Origin of the sequence: Megasphaera sp. ASD88 (assembly GCF_002287425.1) — a bacterium.
GTDB classification, from domain to species: domain Bacteria; phylum Bacillota; class Negativicutes; order Veillonellales; family Megasphaeraceae; genus Megasphaera; species Megasphaera stantonii.
In genome coordinates, this window is record NZ_NQXW01000005.1 from 69,688 (window position 1) to 90,243 (window position 20,556).

A 20,556-nucleotide genomic window follows, 5' to 3' on the forward strand; every position below is an offset into this window, starting at 1 on the left:
AATACCGACACTTCTGGAAATGTTGCCCAGACGGTCGGCTTCGCGTCAATCATGCTCCCCGTGGTTGATTCCACTTCCGTCAGTCACATGATTATGGACTTATTATACAAGAATTCTCCGTATACTGTCAATGACATTTGCCCCTTCTCCGCTGGATACAGCCTGGCTCCACAAAAATCAAAAAAAGGGGAAATCACCTGGCCCATGTCAGCTAGTACGAAAAGAAGCCGGTTCACAGAGAACCGGCTTACAGGCCATAGCAGTATGATTATATGTCGATTTCCTGTACGTCGCCGAAGGATACGGGGCCGCCGATAAAAATGCTGCGCAGCTCCTTGTCTTCTCCTTCTACGGCCGCGGCGATGGCAATCGCGCCGCCAGGCTGCTGAATCGTGCAGGACACGTTCTTTTTGCCTACGCAGGCCAGGGCCGCCGCTACAGCCGCCGAGCCTGAGCCGCAGCTCTGTTCCCAGTACAGCGTATCCGTCTCCGTCACGTATACGGCGGGGACCATATGCAGATGGGCCGGGTCAAAGAGGACGAGGCCGAACGCGTCCAGCTGTTCGTCCGACGCATAGTCCTGCAAGGCCGTCCAAAACATGTCCTTGTATTCCATTTCCGCTCCAGAGGCAAAGTGGACGAAATGAACGATGCCCGGCAGCTCGACGCGGAAAAAGCGGCTCGGCATGCCGCCTACGTCGAGAAGAACTGCTTCGACAGACAAGGGCAGGGGCATTTCGATATAGGCGTCGTAGGCCCCGTCGGGGCGCTTTTTCGCCTGGGCCTGGAGAATGCCTTCGCAGCCCGAACAGGACACGGCATATTCGCCCCTATCTCCACCGGCCAGCTGCAAGGCATAGGCCGCAGCGGAGCGGGACGCGTTGCCGCAGAATTCGCCGCCCATCATGTCGACGCGTAGCGGCTGGCCTTCCGTCATGGATAAATACGCGACCTGCTCGGCGTCGACGCCCTTATCTTTCAGGAGCTTTGCTGCCAAGAAGCTACGCTGTTCCGGCGCGACATCGCTCAGCACAAATAAGGTCGTATTACCGCTGGGGTCTGCTTTTACATATTGCAGTTTCACGTTGCTCAACTTCCTTTCTATCTGATAAAAAAGGTACCGGCCATGCCGATACCTTTTTCTGTAATGCGACTTTTATTTCTTGACGAGTTCTTCTTCTACCTGAATGTGAAGTTCGTGAAGTTGTTTTTTCGTAACTTCCGACGGAGCTTCGCTCATAGGGTCGATAGCGTTCTGCGTCTTCGGGAAGGCGATGACGTCGCGGATGGACTTGCGTTTGAGCATGAGCATGATCATGCGGTCCAGGCCGAAAGCCAAGCCTCCATGAGGAGGAGCACCGTATTCGAAGGCCCGGAGCAGGAAGCCGAATTTCTGTTCCGCTTCTTCTGGCGTAAGGCCGATAGCCTTAAATACGCGCTGTTGCAAATCAGGCTGGTAAATACGGAGGGAACCGCCGCCCAGTTCGACGCCGTTGAGAACGAGGTCGTATGCCTTGGCATAGACGTGAGCCGGGTCTGTTTCCAGTTTATCCAGGTCTTCGTCGCGGATAGCCGTGAACGGATGATGCATGGCGACGTAGCGTTTTTCTTCTTCGCTGTATTCGAACATGGGGAAATCAACGACCCAGGTGAAGGCGAATTTGCTTTCGTCGATCATGTTCATGCGGCGGGCCATTTCCTTACGCAGTTCGCCGAGAGCTGCTGCGACGACGGCCGGTTTGTCGGCAATCATGAGAACCAAGTCGCCCGTTTCGCTGCCGCACTTTTCGCCGATAGCTTTGAGCGTATCTTCGCCGAGGAATTTCTTAACCTGCGATTTCAGCGTGCCGTCTTCCATGAAGCAGATCCATGCCAGGCCCTTGGCGCCGTAGCGGGATACGTATTCGACGAGGTTGTCCAGTTCGCGGCGCGGAATGCCGGCGTCGCCCTTGACGTTGATGGCCTTGACCTGGCCGCCGTTGTCGACAACGGAGCGGAACACTTTGAATTCCGTATCGCGGACGAGGTCCGTAATGTCGGTAAACTTCATATCGAAGCGCAGGTCCGGCTTATCAGAGCCGTAGTTTTCCATGGCGTAGTCCCAGGTCATGCGGTGAATCGGCAGTTCTACGTCGTGGCCCAGCGTTTCCTTGAAGATATAGTGAACCATTTCTTCGACGAGCGTCAAGATTTCTTCCTGATCCATAAAGGACATTTCCATGTCCAGCTGAGTGAATTCAGGCTGGCGATCGGCGCGCAGGTCTTCATCGCGGAAGCAACGGGCGATCTGATAGTAGCGGTCCATGCCGGAAATCATGAGCAGCTGTTTGAAAATCTGCGGAGACTGGGGCAAGGCATAGAACTTGCCTTCGTTGACGCGGCTCGGTACGAGGTAGTCGCGGGCGCCTTCAGGCGTGCTCTTGCACAGCTCCGGCGTTTCGATATCGATAAAGCCGTGTTCGTTCAGGAACGTGCGCATAGCGTGTTTTACTTTATGGCGCATGATGAGGTTGTTCTGCATTTCCGGACGGCGCAGGTCGAGATACCGGTATTTCAAGCGGATCTTTTCATCGACGTCGATGTTGTCTTCAATGTAGAACGGCGGCGTCTTGGACGAGTTGAGAATACGCAGCTCTTCGCAGCGGATTTCAATCGTGCCGGTCTTCATCTTCGGGTTTACCGTATCCTTATCGCGCATGCGCACGACGCCGCGGACAGCCAGAACGTATTCCGTACGGACCTGTTCGGCCTTTTTAAAGGAAACTTCTTCGTAATCCGGCGAGGCTACGACCTGTACAATGCCCGTACGGTCGCGGAGATCGATGAAAATCAATCCGCCGTGGTCGCGGCGGCGTTCCACCCAGCCGCACAGAATTACTTCTTTGCCATTGTCCGCTTCGCTGACTTCAGCGCAATATTGCGAGCGGTGCAAACCTTCCATTGTATCCATGAATGAATCATCCCTTCTTATGTGTTTCCATATATGCAACAATTCCGTCGATCGGAACGCTGACTTGCTCTTTCGTAGCCATATCGCGGACCTGAGCCTGGCCGGCGGCCAGCTCTTCTTCGCCGATAATGACGGTATAATCGGCTTCCAGGCGGTTCGCCGATTTCATCTGCCCCTTCATGCTGCGGCCCATCGTGTCGATTTCGGCATACATGCCCTTGGCACGAAGCTGCTGCTGGAGGCTGAAGGCTTCCGTCTTAGCCGCGTCGCCGAGGGCTACGATGAATACGGGCCGCTTCTTTTCCACCGGCGGCAGCAGGCCTTGCTCCTTCAAGGTCAGGAGTAGCCGTTCCATGCCGATGGCAAAGCCGATGCCCGGCGTCGCCGGACCGCCCACTTCTTCGATGAGGCCGTCATAGCGGCCGCCGCCGCAGACCGTACTCTGAGCCCCTAAGGGAGCGTACATGATTTCAAAGGCCGTATTCGTATAATAATCCAAGCCGCGGACAAGGCGCGGGTCCAATTCGTAAGGAATGCCGATCTTCGTCAGGTATTCCTGAACCTTCGCAAAGTGTTCCTTGCAGTCGTCGCAAAGGTTGTCCGTCAGCTCGGGAACGCCGACAGCCGCCTGCTTGCAGCCTTCTTCCTTGCAGTCGAGGACGCGCAGGGGATTCTTTTCCAGACGGGCCTTGCAGTCGTCGCAGAGCTGCTCTTTTTTATCGGCGAAGAAATCGAGGAGCTTCTGCCGGTAAATGGGACGGCATTTCGGGCAGCCGACGGAATTGAGATGAAGGACTAAGTCGTTCAGTCCCAATTCGCGGAACAGCTGAAAGGCCATCGCGATGATTTCCGCATCGACGGCCGGGTCCTTCGAGCCGATTTCTTCAACGCCGAACTGATTAAACTGGCGGTACCGTCCGGCCTGAGGACGGTCGTGACGGAACATAGGCCCCATGTAATAGAACTTATGAACCTTCGGGTCGCCGTATAATTTATGCTCCAAATACGCGCGGACGACGGACGCCGTATTTTCAGGGCGCAAAGTCATGCTGCGGCCGCCGCGGTCATTGAAGGTGTACATTTCTTTCGTAACGACGTCGGTCGTCTCGCCGATGCCGCGCAAAAACAATTCGGTACTTTCAAACAAAGGGGTACGAATTTCGCCGAACCCGTAAAGCGAACAGATCTGACGGATTTTCTGCTCTAAAATCTGCCAATCTGCCGTTTGTTCCGGCAAGAAATCCTGCGTACCTCTGGGTGCGGTAATTGCCATTACAAATCCTCTCCTCCATATATGATAGCACACAAACGGCGGCGCTGCCTCATGTTTTCCGGCAGAGCCTCTATATATCTGTCTATGTCCTTAGGCATGTACAGCTTTTCCAGACTGTGGCCGTCGCTGCGGACAAATTTCGTCGCTCCCCCCGGCCCGGCGGCCAGGACGGTTCCCCGTTCTTCCATCATTTCGATGTTATAGGGGCTGATCGCTCCCGGCAAGGCGTAGCCGACGTTGGCGAAACTGGCGGCCATATAGGTCTGCCGATACATATAATACGGCCCGTAGCCGCCTTCCTGCAGCGTTTGCCGGCACACGTCCAGCATAGCGCCCACTTCCTCGGCAGAAGGGATGTCCTCCCGCAGGGGGTGATGAAATAAAGGCGCCCGTTTTTTTAATGCTAACGTATGAATTGTAACATTTTCTGGGTGCAGTTGGCAAACAATTTCCATATTTTCCCGCATATCCTCTGCGGTTTGGCCGGGAAGGCCGGCGATAAAGTCCATATTGACGACGGGAAAGGCCATTTGTCTGCATCGCTCGTACATGTCGTATATATCTTCCGTCGTATGCCGCCGCCCGATGGCGTCGAGAAGGCGCTGCTGCATCGTCTGGGGATTGACGCTGATACGTGTCACGCCGCTGCGGCGCAGCAAGGCCAATACGTCTTCCGATGCCGTATCGGGCCGCCCCGCTTCGACAGTCCACTCTTCCGCGCCGGCAAAGACGGAGCTCATGGCCGTCATCAGCCGCCGCAGTATTGGCAGGGGCAGGCACGTCGGCGTGCCGCCGCCTACGTAAGCCGAGCGGATGCGCAGGCCGTACTGCCGGCACAAACGGCCCATATCTTCTATATCGGCGACGATGGCGTCGGCAAAATCCTGAAGTGCGCCATCGTTCTCTTCTCCGATAAGACGCGAAGGAAAGGAACAGTACACGCAATGGCTGGGACAGTAGGGAATGCCGACATATACGGAAATATCCTTCTTGCCGCCCGTCACATAGGGCCGCTGCACCGCCGCCATCTGGACGAGAAACTTCGCCGTGTCTTCCGCTACCTCATACCGGCTGCACAGATGACGACGGACTGCTTCCGCATCCATCCCTTCGTCAAACAGGCGATGAACTAATTTGGTAGGTCGCACGCCGATGAGCGTTCCCCACGGGCTCTTGGGCTTGCCGCTGAACTGTTCGTGCCAATGGAGGAGGCAGTCCTTGATATCGGCCCGCTCGGCTCCCGGCCGGGACAGCCAGGCTTCCGACCGCCAGGTGCCGTCGCCGCCGAAGACGCAGGACAAACGGAGACGGCCGTCCCGTTCTTCCAGGACGACCGCTGCGCCTATAGTACGGCATTCGCGGCCGCCGACATAGCCCAGGGAGGCCATGACCTGGCCGACGAGGGAGTGATATCGTTCGGGGCCGCTGTAGCTGTAGGTCTGAAGGTCCGGCGTATTATTCATGTTCGCCTTGTTCAGCCTCCCGTTTCTTTTCACATTCTTCACAATAGCCGTATACCTTGAGCTGATGATCTACCGTATGGAAATGGAGGCGCTTCTGCAAAATAGACTCCAGCGTTTCCAGCAGGTCGTCCTGGCATTCCCACACCTTGCCGCAGCCCATGCAGATCAGGTGATGATGGAAATGGCCTTCGTTGTCTCGGTCGTTCAATTCGTAGCGGCTGCAGCCGTCGTCGAAATCGAGTTTTTTCAGAAGGTCCATTTCCGTAAACAAGTCGAGCGTCCGATATACCGTAGCCAGGCCGATGTCCGGAGACATCTTCTTTACGATTTCAAAGACCTCTTCGGCGTTCATGTGGCGGATATCGCTTTCGACGAAGGCCCGCAGGATGACCTGCCGCTGCGACGTCATCTTGCATTTCTTGTCTTTTATCTTGTCTTTCATGCGCTTCATCATGATATTCATGATTTCTTCTTTACTGGTGTTGTTAGTTTCCATATGTATTCATCGCCTTTTCTTTATACGTATTGTAAAACCACAAATGCTTGCACAAAATCTGCAGGACCGCCGTTACGGGTACAGTCAGTATCATGCCGGCCACGCCGAACAGCGTGCCGCCGATGAGCAGCGCGATGACGATGACGACGGGGTGGAGGCTGATAACTGCCCCCATGACCTGCGGCATGATGAGGTGGCTGTCTATCTGCTGAATGATGACGTAAAATACGAGGACCTTGACCGACAAGGTCAGGTCGACAGTCGCTCCCAGCAGGATAGCCGGTATGGCTCCCACGATAGGTCCGACGATAGGAACCCACTCTGTAATAGCCGCAATCAAGCCGATGACCATGGGATAGGGAACGCCCATAGCCCACATGCCGAGAAAGGTCAGCGTGGCGATAATGCAGCTCATGAGCAGCTGGCCGCGTATGTAGCGGCTCAGCACCGTGTGTATTTCATCAAACACCACCGCCAGCTGAGGACGGTAGTGCTCCGGGTAAATATTGACAAAGGACCGTACCATGCGGCCGCCGTCCTTCATGAAGTAAAACGTAATGAAGGGGACGACGAAAAATTCCACGACCGTGCCGGCTATGACGAAGACGGAGCGGATGAGGTTGGTCACGCCTTCTACGCCGTAATTGCCGACCTTGACGAAGGCGTCGTTGATGATGACCTTGATCTGCTCGGGAATGTAAAACTGCGTCTGTTCGTTTTCCAGCTGGTTGACCAGCGCCGCCGTCTGGGCCACCAGGTTGTTGAAGTTGGCCGCCAATAAATTCAGCTGATACAGCAGCGGCTTGAGTATGACGTTCGTCAGGCCGGTCATGACCAGGATAAACGTAAAAAACGAAAGGAGTATGGCTATGTCCGCGGGCAGACGCCGATTCGTCAGCTTGTAGCACAGGCGCATAAACAGATTTCGCATCGGCATCAGGATGAACGTCAGGATCAGCGATATGACGACGGGCCAGTAGATGGAATGGACCAGCAGGAACAGCGCGCCGGCGAGAGCCGTCAGGGTGACGCGCAGCCAGAACTGGGATTCCTTGTACATAGACATGGCTTACCAGCCTCCGTATAGGAAGGGGTTTCCCCGCCGTTCTTCCCCTATAGTCGATTCCGGCCCGTGTCCCGGCAGGACGACCGTATCGTCAGGCAGGCCCATGAGCTTGTCGTTGATGCTGCTGATGAGCGTGCGGGACGAGCCGCCGTATAAATCCGTACGGCCTACGGAGTAGCGGAACAAGGTGTCGCCGGAAAAGACGACGCCCTCGCCGTACAGGCACAGGCCGCCCGGCGTATGGCCCGGCGTTTCAATGACCGTAAAGGACAGGTTACCCAAGGTAATCGTATCGCCTTCATGGGCGATGTAATCGGGCGACGCGCATTCGATGGGATGGCCCATGAACAGGGACAGGTTGTTTCTGGAATTGCTGATTAAATCCTTATCGCCTTCGCCGATGTATACAGGGACGTTTTTACGGTTCCGCAGCTCCTGCAGAGCCCCGATGTGGTCAGCATGGCCGTGGGTCTGGAATATAAATTTTAAATGGAGCTGGTGATCTTCCAGGGCCTGGTTAATCTTATCGTAATCCCAGGCCGGATCGACGACCATCGCGTCTTTCGTCTCGCTGTCGTATACGATGTAGCAGTTCGTCATAACGGGCCCCAACATCATTGTCATATATTTCATGCTCATATAAGTGTCCTCCTAAAATAATTTTTTGCTGTCTACGAGGATCGTAACCGGGCCGTGATTTTCCAGCGAAACGACCATTTCCGTCCGGAACCGGCCCGTAGCCGTGCGGATGCCCATGGCGCTCACGGCGGAGACGAACTTCTCATACAGCGCTTCGGCCAATTCCGGTGGCGCTGCTTCGGTAAAGCTGGGCCTGCGTCCATGGCGGGCGTCGCCGCACAGGGTGAATTGCGACACGACGAGCATGTCGCCGCCGATATCGACGAGGGATCGGTTCATCTTTCCCTTGTCGTCTTCAAAAATACGCAGGTTGGAGATCTTTTCCGCCATGTACAGCGCGTCCTTTTCGTCGTCGTCCTGGGCCACGCCCAGCAGGACCGTCAGGCCCAATCCTGCGCGGCCCGTTTCCACGCCTTCCGACGTCACGGACGACGTCAGCGTTCTCTGCACTACTGCTCTCATTGCTGTCCTCCTGTATAGCGCTGTACGAGGTATACGTCCTTCAAGCGCCGGATTTTCGTCGTGACGAATTCAAACTGAGCCAAATCCTTGATGCTGATGCTCATATGAATCGTAACGCTCTTCGTGTCGTTGACTTTCGCGTTGACAGACAGGACGGAAATCTTCATTTCCGCCAGGGCCGCCATGATTTCCGCCATGATGCCCGTGCGGTCGTAGGCGACGATTTCCATGCTGACTTCAAAGTTTTCATTGCTGCCGTATTCCCATTCCACGTCGATGAGGCGGTCGATGTCGTTCTGGTTGTTGCTGATATTAGGACAGTCGGCCCGATGGACTGAAACGCCGCGGCCCCGCGTAATAAAGCCGATGATCGGGTCGCCCGGCACGGGGCTGCAGCACTTGGCCAGCCGTACGAGAAGGCCCGGCTCGCCCTTGACCAGTACGCCCGTGCCGTTGGATTTGACGGGCTTCTTCGGCTTGAGCTTTTCTATCATAGACAGGCTGCTCTTTTCTTCCTGCTTCTGCAGTTCCTTCTTATGCAGCTCCAGCAGCTTGATGAGGACCGTATTGACGGCGAATCCGCCGTAGCCTACGGCGGCGACGAGGTCGTCTTCCGAGCCGGCGTTCATCTGCTTGGCAACCCGGGCCAGGCGGCCCGCCGTATTGATGGCCTTCCAGTCGTGGCCTAAGCGCTTGCATTCCCGTTCCAGCGCTTCAGCGCCTTTCAGAATATTGTCTTCTCTATTTTCCTTCTTGAACCAGTTGCGGATTTTCGAGCGGCTTTCGGAGCTGCCGACAATTTTCAGCCAGTCCAGGCTGGGCTTCCCGACCTTAGACGTGATGATTTCTACGATATCGCCGTTTTTCAGCGCGTAATCCAGCGGCACGATCTTGCCGTTTACCTTAGCGCCGACGCAGCGATGGCCTACGTCCGTATGGATACGGTAGGCAAAGTCGATGGGAATAGCCCCCTGGGGCAGGTCGATGACGTCGCCCCGCGGCGTGAAGACGAATACTTCGTCGGAAAAGGCGTCGAGCTTGAGGGCGTTGACGAATTCCTGGGGATTGCTCGTATCCTGCCATTCGAGGAGGTTGCGGAGCCAGCCCATCTTTTCGTCGAATTCGTTCTTGCCGGCGTTGGCGTTGCCTTCCTTATACCGCCAATGGGCCGCGACGCCGTATTCGGCGATGTGATGCATTTCCCAGGTCCGAATCTGGATTTCTACGGGCTGCCCTCTCGTGCCGATGACCGTCGTATGCAGGGACTGGTAGTTGTTCGGCTTCGGCATGGCGATGTAGTCCTTGAAGCGGTACGGCAGGGGCTTCCACAAGCTGTGGACGATGCCCAGGACACCGTAGCAGTCCTGAACGGAATCGACGATGACCCGGATGGCGAACAAGTCGTATACCTGGCTGAGATCGCGGTTATCTTTTTTCATCTTTTTATAAATGCTGTAAAAATGTTTCGGCCGGCCGTTGATCTCGCATTGGATATGGGCGTCCTCCAGGGCTTTGCGCAGTACGTCGATCGCTTCGTTGATGATTTCTTCACGGACGTGCCGCTTCTGCTTCATCTGGTCTACCAGGTCGTAATATTTATCGGGCTCCAAATAACGGAAGGACAAGTCTTCCAATTCCCACTTGATATTGAAAATACCGAGGCGATGAGCCAGGGGCGCGAAGATTTCCAGCGTTTCCTGGGCGATGCGCTTCTGCTTGTCGCTGCGCATGTACCGCAGGGTCCGCATGTTGTGCAGGCGGTCAGCCAACTTGATAACGACGACCCGCACGTCCTTGGCCATAGCCAGGAACATCTTGCGCATGCTGTTGAGCTGCTGGTCTTCCTTGGTCCGGTAATTGAGACGGCTCAATTTCGTAACGCCGTCGACGAGGAAGGCTACTTCCTTGCCGAAGAGATTTTTCAAATCGTCCAGCGTATAGTCCGTATCTTCGACGACATCGTGCAGAAGAGACGCCGTAATAGTCCGCGTGTCGATTTTCATATCCGCCAAAATCTGGGCCACAGCCAGCGGATGGAGGATATAGGGCTCGCCGCTGGCCCGGTGCTGTTCCTTATGGGCTTCGGAAGCTAAGGCATAGGCCTTCTTTACGTCGTCGCAGCCGGCGTCGGGAAGATAGTTGTGAATCGTATCGATTAAATGTTGAAACGCTTTATCCGGCTCGGTAAAGGCCGTTGCTGCATCTTTATGTTCCATACAAATTCCCCCTTAGGTCTTACTGTATTTCTGATATGTCGGCGACATATGCAGGCACATTTTCCCGGAGAGGACGGGAAAATAATAAGACGGGCCGTCTACGTCGCTTCGTATTTTTAAAACGCCTATTTCCTTCAGCACGAGGATCGCCGCATAAATGGCATGAGCTTCATACCGGTCGCCTTCAGCCGCCAAGGCGCGCTGCTGCACCTGCCATACGGGCATCCCCCATTCAGGAATGCATTTTTTCAAGGCCAAATATATATCTATCATAACTGTCCGGTCTAAATGGACAGGAATATCGGGGCCGCGCAGGTCCTGCACGACGAGCTGCGGCGACGCCACGCCGTTGAACTCGTTGCGTTCCAGCTGAAAGGCCACGTCGATGCAGTCGCCTTCCATGATTTCGTCGCAGGCCTCTGCCATAGACCATCCCACGCCGGATATCCGCGTATGCTTGCCGCTGCGCAGGACCAGGCGCAGGTGTTTTTTATCCCTGCCGATAGGCCGGGCTTCGTCGACCGTACAGCCTTGCAGGGAAAAAACGGGACGGCTGTTGCCCATGCCGTAGGGCTCCAGCTGGCTCAGCTCGCCGACCAGAGACAGGGTGATATCGTCGGGCCGGAGCTCGCCGTCCACGGCCAGCTGCGGAATATAGTCTTCTTCCTTCATGTGGGCCGCCGCATAGTCTATCAAGCGCTGGCGGAAGTCCTCGATGCGGTCGGCCTGTATGGAAAATCCAGCCGCCATGGGATGGCCGCCGTATTGAATCAGCAAGTCGTCGGCATACTGCAGGGCTTCGTACATATTAAAGCCGGCAATACTCCGGCACGAGCCCTTGCCGACGCCGTCGTGAACGCTGATGACCAGCGACGGCCGGTAATACTCTTCTACCAGCCGCGACGCCGCAATGCCGATAACGCCGGCATGCCAGTCCTGCCCGTAGGCGACGAGCACGCCGTCATCCCTTCTCTTCTCCGCTTCAATCTGCCGCACCGCTTGCCTGGCGATGTCGTGCTCTATATCTTGCCGTTCCTTGTTCAGCTCGTTCAGCTCTTCGGCAATGCGCCCGGCTTTTTCTTGATCCGTTTCCAGCAAAAGGCGCACGCCCTTTTCGGCGTGGCTGATGCGGCCGGCGGCGTTGAGGCGCGGCGCCGCCGTAAAAGCGATGCGGCCGGCGCTGATCGAATCCGGCGTCAGGCCCGATACGGCCAGCAGCGCCTGAAGGCCCGTATTATAGCCTTCTTTCATCCGCTGCAGTCCGTCGCGAACGATGATGCGGTTTTCCCCCGTCAAGGGAACTAAATCGGCGATAGTCCCTAAGGCGGCGATTTCCGTATACCCGGCCAGGGCCTCGCCGCACAGGCGGAGCCACAAGGCCTGGCACAGCTTGTAAGCCACGCCGGCGCCGGCCAGCTCCTTAAACGGATAGGCGCAGCCTTCCTGCTTGGGATTCAGCACGGCGTAGGCCGGCGGTATGTCTGCCGGCGGCTCGTGGTGATCCGTCACGATGATATCCATGTCGCCGCGGAAGGAATCGACAATATCGTAGGAGGAAATACCGCAGTCCACCGTAATCAGCACATTCGTATGCTCGTCCTTCAAATGCTGTACGGCATCCCGGTTGAGGCCGTACCCTTCGCTCTGCCGTTCCGGTATATAAAAAGAGGGCTCGGCGCCCAAATCCGACAAGACCCAATACAGAAGCGACGTAGCCGTAATGCCGTCTACGTCATAATCTCCGTAAATGATAATCTTCTCTTTCCCTTCTATGGCCCGGCAGATGCGCTGCACTGCCTTTTCCATCCCTTTCATCAAAAAAGGGTCGCAGCTCTGTTCCAGCGAATCATAGAGAAAATGGCGCCCACATTCTGCCGAGGTGATACCTCTATGTACCAGAAGCTGCGCCAGTATAGGTGATATATGGAGTTGTTCAGACAATGAGCGCGCGCAGCCTTCGTCTGCCGGAATGACGCGCCATCTTTTTTTCATGACATCACAACGCATTCTCATAAATAATCACTATCAATAATCATATTCTTATTCTACCACGTTATATTCTCAAAATAAAGACATTGATGAAAAAAACTGTTATTTTCATGAAAAAAAACTGCCGCACCGTATGGTGCAGCAGTTTTCTTTATACGTACGCTATGCAGCGTTCAGACATTGCAGATTAAGCTTCAAAACCTTTCTGGAAACGTACATAGGTTTCGCGGCGGTTCTTAGCGTCGGCTTCTGTCTTCGCATACAATTCAGCAGCTTTTTCGGGGAGTGCCTTCTGGAGGGAAGCATAACGAACTTCGCCCTGGAGGAATTCCTGGAATTTGCTGTAATCCGGTTCTTTGGAGTCGAGGCTGAACGGATTCTTGCCTTCTTCTTTGAGAGCCGGGTTATAGCGGAACAGATCCCAGTAACCGCATTCGACAGCGAGTTTTTCTTCTGTCTGGCTCTTGCTCATGCCCTTGCGGATGCCGTGGTTGATGCAAGGAGCGTAGCAGATGACGAGGGACGGGCCATGGTAAGCTTCAGCTTCTTTCAGAGCTTTGATGAGCTGGTTCTTGTCGGCGCCCATAGCTACCTGAGCTACGTATACATAGCCGTAGGAAATAGCCATCATGCCGAGGTCCTTCTTCTTCGTGCGTTTGCCGGCAGCAGCGAACTGTGCGATAGCAGCCGTCGGAGTAGCCTTGGAGGACTGGCCGCCCGTATTGGAGTAAACTTCCGTATCGAGTACGAGGACGTTTACGTCGTTGTCAGAAGCGAGGACGTGGTCAACGCCGCCGTAACCGATATCATAGGACCAGCCGTCGCCGCCGATGATCCACTGAGAACGTTTTACGAAGAACTGTTTCTTGTCGAGGAAGTCTTCGAGAACCGGTTTGCCTGCAGCTTCAGCTTCGAGGAGAGCCGTCAGCTTGTCAGCACGTTCACGGGAGCCTTCGCCTTCGTGTACGTTAGCAGCCCAGTCGCTCAAAGCAGCCTGGAGTTCTTCCGAAGCGACAGCTTTTGCTTCGTCGAGTTTAGCGACCAAATCCATGCGGACTTTGTCGACGCCCATGAACATGCCGAGGCCGAATTCAGCAGCGTCTTCGAACAAGCTGTTAGCCCATGCAGGACCATGGCCGGCAGCGTTCGTCGTGTACGGAGCAACCGGAGCAGATGCACCCCAAATGGAGGAGCAGCCTGTAGCGTTGGCGATCATCATGCGGTCGCCGAAGAGCTGCGTAACGAGTTTGACATACGGTGTTTCACCGCAGCCTGCGCATGCGCCGGAGAATTCGAGGAGCGGCGTTTCGAACTGGGAGCCGATAACGCTGTATTTGTTCTGCGGGTTAGCTTTCGGAGCAACCTTTTCCGTGCCATAGTACCAGAAGTCCATCTTAGCACGTTCTTCGTCCGTGTTCGGAACCATGGTGAGGGCTTTAACCGGGCAGACGTTTACGCAGCTGCCGCATTCGAGGCAGTCGAGCTGGTCGACGATGATAGCAACGTCGTATTCTTTGCCGGATTTAGCTTTAGCAGCTACTTTGTAGCCAGCCGGAGCAGCAGCCGTTTCTTCTTTCGTCGTCAATACCGGACGAATCGTAGCGTGCGGGCAGACGAAGGAGCACTGCATGCAGCCGATACATTTTTCAGCATCCCAGGACGGAACATGGAGAGCCGGGCCTGCTTTTTCAAATTTGGACGTGCCGGAAGGCATCGTGCCGTCTTCACGGCCGATGAATGCCGATACAGCGAGGTCGTCGCCAACCTGGCCGAGCATCGGAGCTGCAACGTTCGTGAAGTATTCCGGAGCCGGACGGCTTTCTACTACTTCGTCGACAGCGTCAGCCCAGGAAGCCGGATAGTTGACTTCATGGAATTCGCTTACGCCGGCGTCAACAGCAGCCCAGTTCATGTCGACGACACTCTGGCCTTTCTTGCCGTAGCTCTTAACGATGGAGTCTTTCAGGTATTTAACAGCGTCTTCCAGAGGAATAACTTTTGCCAATGCGAAGAACGCAGCCTGCATTACCATGTTGATGCGGGTGCCGAGGCCGAGTTTCTGGCCGATAGCGTCGCCGTTCAACGTATAGAATTTAACGTGGTTCTTAGCGATGTCGCGTTTGATCTTAGCCGGCAGTTCTTTGTCCAGTTCTTCGTCGGTCCACGTGCAGTTCAGCATGAACGTGCCGCCGTCTTTAATGCCGCGGAGCAGGTCGAAGCGTTTTACATAGGACTGACGATGGCAAGCGATGTAGTCAGCTGCGTCGATGAGGTACGGCATGTCGATAGGCTTCGTGCCGAAACGCAGGTGAGAAATCGTTACGCCGCCGGATTTCTTGGAGTCATAAGCGAAGTATGCCTGAGCATACATATCCGTGTGGTCGCCGATGATCTTGATAGCCGACTTGTTAGCGCCGACCGTGCCGTCAGAGCCGAAGCCCCAGAATTTGCAAGCCGTAAGGCCCGTCGTGTCAAGCGGCATCTTCGGTGCGCGCGGGAGGGACAGGTTCGTAACGTCGTCTTCGATGCTGAGGGTGAAGCCGTTGAGCGGATGTTCTTTCTTGAGTTCCGTGAATACGGACAAGATGTCTTCCGGCAGAACGTCTTTGGAACCCAAGCCGGCGCGGCCGCCGATAACGTCGATATTGAGGCCTTCTTCTTTTACGAAGCCGACGATATCGAGGTACAGGGGTTCGCCGAGGGAGCCCGGTTCCTTCGTACGGTCGATAACGGCAATCTTCTTAACCGTCTTCGGCAATACGTTGAGGAGGTATTTATTGGAGAACGGACGATAGAGGTGAACGTTGATAGCGCCGACTTTTTCGCCCTGGCTCTGCAAGTATTCGACAGCCTGTTTAGCTACGTCGGACAAGGAGCCCATGGAAACTACGACATATTCAGCGTCTTCAGCGCCGTAGTAGTTGAACGGTTTGTAGGTGCGGCCCGTAATCTTGGAGATTTCATCCATGTAGCCAGCTACGATATCAGGCATAGCTTCGTAGTATTTGTTGCTGGCTTCTGTGTGCTGGAAGTAAACGTCCGGGTTTTCTGCAGTGCCGCGGATTTCCGGATGATCCGGGTTCAAAGCGCGTTTGCGGAAAGCTTTTACAGCGTCCCAGTCGATGAGGTTACGGAAGTTTTCGAAGTCCATAACTTCAACTTTTTGGATTTCGTGAGACGTACGGAAACCGTCGAAGAAGTTGATGAACGGCAAGGAACCTTTCAAAGCGGATAAGTGAGCTACGCCGCCGAGGTCCATAACTTCCTGTACGTTGGATTCAGCCAAGAGACAGCAGCCGGAAGCACGAGCGGACATAACGTCCTGGTGGTCGCCGAAAATGCTCAGGGCATGGTTAGCCAACGCACGAGCGGAAACGTGGAATACGCCCGGGAGAAGTTCGCCGGCAACTTTGTACATATTCGGGATCATCAGCAAGAAGCCCTGGGATGCCGTATATGTAGTCGTCAAAGCGCCTGCCTGCAAAGAACCGTGGAATGCGCCAGCTGCACCAGCTTCAGACTGCATTTCGAAAACTTTGACCGGATGACCAAAGAGGTTCTTCATGCCTGCTGCAGCCCAATCATCGACATGTTCGGCCATAGGCGAAGACGGCGTGATCGGATAAATTGCGGCAACTTCAGTAAATGCATAGGACACCCATGCAGCTGCTTCGTTGCCATCCATGGTTTTGAATTTGCTCATAGATAAAACACGCTCCTTATAAAAATATATACCTCAATATAGGTTTTCCTATATTGCAGACAAAGTTAAAAGACATTCCGAATTTACTCGCGCGTCCCTTGCGTTGCATGCATCACAGCTTCCAGTCTGTGATTCTATTCACAAGGCAGGCACACGCGTCCCGCTTCAAAAATAAAAACAGGAAGGTACGGATAATATTCAAAAAAGGTATTGATATTATTGCAAATTTGTAATACTATAATGATAGTATTACAGTTTTGCACACTCACGCCTTTTTTATGTATTTTCTGACCATCACATCCGAACGACTTTGTAACTTTTCCTTACGAGTTAATTATATGCCTAAGCAAATTGAAATTCAATAGGATTATGCCGGATTGCGATGCGATTTTGAACATTGGTTTGTGCTATTTTGTAAACGTATACTGTTTAGGTATTATTATAGGGAGGTGGCATTATGGATTTTCATCATCTCAAATATTTTGTAGAAGTCGCCGATAAAAAATCCTTCAGCAAAGCGGCCCGGACGCTGCATATTTCCCAATCTGCAATCAGCCGCACGATCAAGGCCCTGGAAGAAGAACTAGGCGTCGTCTTGTTTATGCGCAACGCCAAGGCCGTGGAATTAACCGACGCCGGCACGATATTCCTCTCCCACGCCAAGCGCGTCGTCTTCATGTTCGAACATTTGAAGACCGACTTTGAAAATGAATTCAAGCTGGAGCAAGGGACGGTCCTCATCGGCCTGCCGCCTATTACGGGCGCGCCGATTTTCGCCAATCTCTTAGGGGCCTTTAAGCAGGAATACCCGCAGATCGAGCTTGATCTGTACGAGCACGGCTCGAAAAAAGTCGAAATCAGCGTTCAGGAAGGCCTCATCGATCTGGGCATCGTCTGTACCCAGCCGAAAGAAAAGGATTTCGAATCGTTCTTTCTGACCCAGGACCCGATGAACGTCATCATTCACCGGGACAACATCCTGAGCAAGGAAAAGACTATTCCCCTGAAAAAGCTGGCCAACGAATCGCTGGTATTATATCGCGACGACTTCAACCTGCACGACGAAATCATCCAGCACTGCAAGAAAATCGGCTTCCAGCCGAAAATCGTATTTGAAACGAGCCAGCGCGACCTCATGATTCAGACCGTCGTGGCCAACCTGGGCGTAGCGCTCCTGCCGAGCCGCCTCTGCCCGACGAAGGAAACGAATCCGCGCGTGTCCGAATCGGTCGTCGTCCGTCCGTTAGTAGAGCCGGAAATCATGCACGTATTGTATGTTATCTGGAAACGGGGACATTACCTCTCCCACGCAGCCCAGTTGTGGCTCGACTTCGTCCGCAACAAAGCCCGCGTCATTTCCAATTTATAACTCAGGCGCATTGCAGCGCGAAAGGTCGTGTTCTCCTTGTCCGTACGGGAAAAATTCATCCGCCGTGTCGTCTCCCTTTCTTCCCGCCGTTTAGGCGGCGATACCGATGCAGCCACGGAATTCGACTTACAGAAAAGGTCGCTTCGCCGGCGTTGGGACGATTTGTTAGGAACGGAAAAGTTTCTCGCCGGCGCGGCGGCAGTCCTTCTGCTGTTGGTTATCGTACAATTCGTCTGGATTGCCGTCCTGCAGTACAACCTTTATACGCTGACGGAACAGGCCCGTATTCAGCAGACGCGAATCGCCCAGCTGGAACAATCTGTAAAAAAGCACAATAACTTGCTGTATTCTACGGAAATCACCATGCAGGATATTGAAAAAAAATGGCACGACCTGCATTTCCGCGTATTGCAGAATACGTGGAAATTAGATTCAAAAGCGGAAACTCCGTAAGACGCAAAGCCCCTTGCCGACACAGAACCGGCAAGGGGCTTCTTATATATAATGTATTATGTTGTCGTAAAGACGAGCTCCTTTTTATCGAGGCTGTCCACCTGAAGGACGTTGCCCTCCTTTAAGCTGCCGCCCAGCAGCATCTCGGCAATGGGATCTTCTACCAGCTTCTGGATAGCCCGCTTCAGCGGCCTTGCGCCGTAGGCAAAGTCGGTCCCTTCCTGTACCAGCACGTCGTCGGCTTCGGTCGTCCAGGTCATCTGCACGCCCTTTTCCTGAAGCCGTCTGCCCAGGTCCTCCAGCATGAGGGCCACGATGCGCCGCAGGTCCTCTGTTTCCAGTGGCTTGAAGACGAGCATTTCGTCGATGCGGTTGAGAAATTCCGGACGGAAAAACTTCTTCACGTCGTCGAGGATTTCCTTTTTAGCTATAGCGAAAGACGCCGCCTTGTCCTTGTCGGTTCCCGTCCCGGCTGCAAAGCCCATGACCGGCGCGCTCGGCTTCAAATGGGACGCGCCGAGATTGCTGGTCATGATGATGACCGTATTGCGGAAATCGACTGTGCGGCCCTTGGAATCGGTCAGCCGCCCTTCGTCGAGCACCTGCAGGAGCAGGTTGAAGAAATCGCCGCTGGCTTTTTCGACTTCATCGAATAAGACGACGCTGTACGGCGTTTCCCGTACGGCGTCGGTCAGCTCGCCGCCTTCTTCATACCCGACGTATCCCGGCGGCGCGCCGACGAGGCGGGATACGCTGTACCGTTCCATGAATTCGCTCATGTCGATGCGTATCATCGCGTCCTGGCTGCCGAAAAGCTGACGGGCCAGCGTGCGGGCCAGCTCCGTCTTCCCGACGCCGCTCGGCCCCAGGAATAAGAACGAGCCGATGGGACGATTGACGTCTTTCAGGCCGGCGCGGGCCCGCCGGATAGCCTTGGCCACCGCCGTCACCGCTTCGTCCTGGCTGATAACCCGTTTATGCAGCTCTTCTTCCAGATGGAGCAGACGACGGGCTTCCGTTTCCGTCAGCTGCTGTACGGGGACGCCGGTCCACTGCGAAACGACGTCGGCCACGTCTTCTTCCGTCACGATGAGCTTCGCATCGTCATGGCGCTTCTTTTCCTGCTTCAGCGCGGCGATTTCATCGGCGATTTTCTTGCCTTCGTCGCGCAGCGACGCGCACCGTTCAAACTCTTCGCTAGCCAGGGCCGCGTCCTTTTCCTGGCGAATCGCCGCCAGCCGCTGTTCCAGGGCCTGCACGTCCTGCGACGGCGCGTAGACCTTCATGCGCACGCGGGCCGCCGCTTCGTCGACGACGTCGATGGCCTTGTCAGGCAGATAGCGATCCGAAATGTACCGGGCCGACAATTTGACGGCAGCCCGGACCGCTTCGTCGGTAATGCGCGCCTTGTGAAAGGCTTCGTACCGATCCCGCAGGCCGAATACGATCTGTTCAGCCTCGTCTTCCGACGGCTCGCCGACGAGGACGGTCTGAAAGCGGCGGGCCAGGGCCGCGTCCTTTTCCAGATTTTTCTTATATTCGTCGATCGTCGTCGCACCGATGCACTGCAGCTCGCCCCGCGACAAGGCCGGCTTGAGGATATTGGCCGCATCCATCGAGCCCTCTACGGCTCCCGCGCCGATGAGCTGGTGAAGCTCGTCGATGAATAGGATCATGTCGTCGTCCTGCTGGACGGCTTCGATGACCTGCTTGATACGGTCTTCAAATTCGCCGCGGTATTTCGTCCCGGCGACGAGGCTTCCCATGTCGAGGGAAAAGATACGCTTATGGGCCAGTACGTCGGGCACGTCGCCCGTTACGATGCGCTGGGCCAGCCCTTCGGCAATAGCCGTCTTGCCTACGCCGGGCTCACCGATGAGGACGGGGTTGTTTTTCGTACGGCGGCACAAAATCTGGACGACCCGTTCGATTTCCCGGCTCCGGCCGATGACCGGGTCGATCTTATCCTCCCGGGCCAGTTCGTTCAAATCGCGGCCGAATTCGGATAAATCGATGGCCTGCCCTTCGGCTTCGCCGCCGGCAGCGCCGTTATTCATGAGCTGGACGATTTTCTGAAGCAGCTCGTCTGGATTGACGTCCATCTGCTCCAAAATCCGCCGGGCCATGCAGCCCTGCTCCTGCAGCACGCCGGCCAGCATGTGCTCCGTGCTGATATATTGCTGCCCCAGCTGGTTCGCCGTCCGCACGGCCAGCTCCATGGTCCGTTTCGTCCGCGGCGTGAGCCGTAGGGCCGACGTCGCTTTCTCGCCGATGCCGACGGCGCTTTCAATCGCCCGTGTAACGTGCTCCGACGTCAGCCCCTGCTGTGCCAAAAACTGTCCGGCCATGCTGTCCGTATGGAGCACCAGGCCCAGCAGTATATGTTCTGTCCCGACATAATCATGACGGAACGATTTTGCCGATTCCTGAGCATAGCGCAGTACCTTCTTCGCGTCGCTCGTAAATCGATTGTTCAT

14 protein-coding genes and 1 riboswitch are annotated in these 20,556 nt (G+C 55.0%); of the genes, 2 read left to right on the top strand and 12 right to left on the bottom strand.

From position 1 onward, the window contains the following. Positions 1-17 precede the first annotated feature (17 nt). A riboswitch (ZMP/ZTP riboswitch) is annotated at positions 18-97 on the bottom strand. 171 nt (positions 98-268) lie between these two features. The 11 genes from CJ260_RS04875 to nifJ form a co-directional block, all read right to left on the bottom strand. Then, on the bottom strand, positions 269-1,084 hold the full coding sequence (locus CJ260_RS04875) for a hypothetical protein (protein ID WP_095629383.1): 816 nt from the start codon (positions 1,082-1,084) through the stop codon (positions 269-271). 72 nt (positions 1,085-1,156) lie between these two features. Further along, a complete protein-coding gene (aspS, locus tag CJ260_RS04880) occupies positions 1,157-2,950 on the bottom strand; it encodes an aspartate--tRNA ligase (RefSeq protein WP_087478087.1) in 1,794 nt (597 codons plus the stop codon). A gap of 7 nt (positions 2,951-2,957) precedes the next feature. Further along, a complete protein-coding gene (hisS, locus tag CJ260_RS04885; RefSeq protein ID WP_095629384.1) occupies positions 2,958-4,223 on the bottom strand; it encodes a histidine--tRNA ligase in 1,266 nt (421 codons plus the stop codon). Then, on the bottom strand, positions 4,223-5,686 hold the full coding sequence (hemZ, locus tag CJ260_RS04890) for a coproporphyrinogen dehydrogenase HemZ (protein WP_095629385.1): 1,464 nt from the start codon (positions 5,684-5,686) through the stop codon (positions 4,223-4,225). Before hemZ ends, hisS begins: the two co-directional genes overlap by 1 nt. Beyond that, positions 5,679-6,182 (bottom strand): Fur family transcriptional regulator, encoded by a 504-nt coding sequence (locus CJ260_RS04895; RefSeq protein WP_369831695.1) that lies wholly within the window; start codon positions 6,180-6,182, stop codon positions 5,679-5,681. The genes hemZ and CJ260_RS04895 overlap by 8 nt, the downstream gene beginning before the upstream one ends. Continuing rightward, positions 6,172-7,248 carry an AI-2E family transporter gene (locus CJ260_RS04900; protein WP_087478090.1) on the bottom strand — a complete coding sequence of 359 codons (1,077 nt, stop codon included), beginning with the start codon at positions 7,246-7,248 and terminating at the stop codon, positions 6,172-6,174. The genes CJ260_RS04895 and CJ260_RS04900 overlap by 11 nt, the downstream gene beginning before the upstream one ends. A gap of 3 nt (positions 7,249-7,251) precedes the next feature. Further along, positions 7,252-7,887: an MBL fold metallo-hydrolase gene (locus tag CJ260_RS04905; RefSeq protein ID WP_095629386.1), complete on the bottom strand. Its 636-nt coding sequence runs from the start codon at positions 7,885-7,887 to the stop codon at positions 7,252-7,254. A 12-nt stretch (positions 7,888-7,899) separates the two neighbouring features. Further along, complete coding sequence (gene dtd, locus CJ260_RS04910) at positions 7,900-8,349, bottom strand: D-aminoacyl-tRNA deacylase (RefSeq protein WP_095629387.1); 450 nt, start codon at positions 8,347-8,349, stop codon at positions 7,900-7,902. Next, positions 8,346-10,565 (bottom strand): bifunctional (p)ppGpp synthetase/guanosine-3',5'-bis(diphosphate) 3'-pyrophosphohydrolase, encoded by a 2,220-nt coding sequence (locus CJ260_RS04915; protein ID WP_095629388.1) that lies wholly within the window; start codon positions 10,563-10,565, stop codon positions 8,346-8,348. The genes dtd and CJ260_RS04915 overlap by 4 nt, the downstream gene beginning before the upstream one ends. 12 nt (positions 10,566-10,577) lie before the next feature. Next, positions 10,578-12,557, bottom strand: coding sequence for a single-stranded-DNA-specific exonuclease RecJ (recJ, locus tag CJ260_RS04920; protein ID WP_095629389.1), 1,980 nt, complete (start codon positions 12,555-12,557; stop codon positions 10,578-10,580). A 184-nt stretch (positions 12,558-12,741) separates the two neighbouring features. Then, positions 12,742-16,257: a pyruvate:ferredoxin (flavodoxin) oxidoreductase gene (nifJ, locus tag CJ260_RS04925; protein WP_095629390.1), complete on the bottom strand. Its 3,516-nt coding sequence runs from the start codon at positions 16,255-16,257 to the stop codon at positions 12,742-12,744. A 457-nt stretch (positions 16,258-16,714) separates the two neighbouring features. Here nifJ and CJ260_RS04930 point away from each other — a divergent pair, with 457 nt between their 5' ends. Then, positions 16,715-17,626: a LysR family transcriptional regulator gene (locus tag CJ260_RS04930; RefSeq protein ID WP_014016983.1), complete on the top strand. Its 912-nt coding sequence runs from the start codon at positions 16,715-16,717 to the stop codon at positions 17,624-17,626. A 36-nt stretch (positions 17,627-17,662) separates the two neighbouring features. After that, positions 17,663-18,079 (top strand): hypothetical protein, encoded by a 417-nt coding sequence (locus CJ260_RS04935; protein WP_087478096.1) that lies wholly within the window; start codon positions 17,663-17,665, stop codon positions 18,077-18,079. Between the two features lie 56 nt (positions 18,080-18,135). On the opposite strand, the gene CJ260_RS04940 is transcribed toward CJ260_RS04935, so the two are convergent. Continuing rightward, entirely contained in the window at positions 18,136-20,556 is a 2,421-nt protein-coding gene (locus tag CJ260_RS04940; RefSeq protein WP_095629391.1) for an ATP-dependent Clp protease ATP-binding subunit, read from the bottom strand.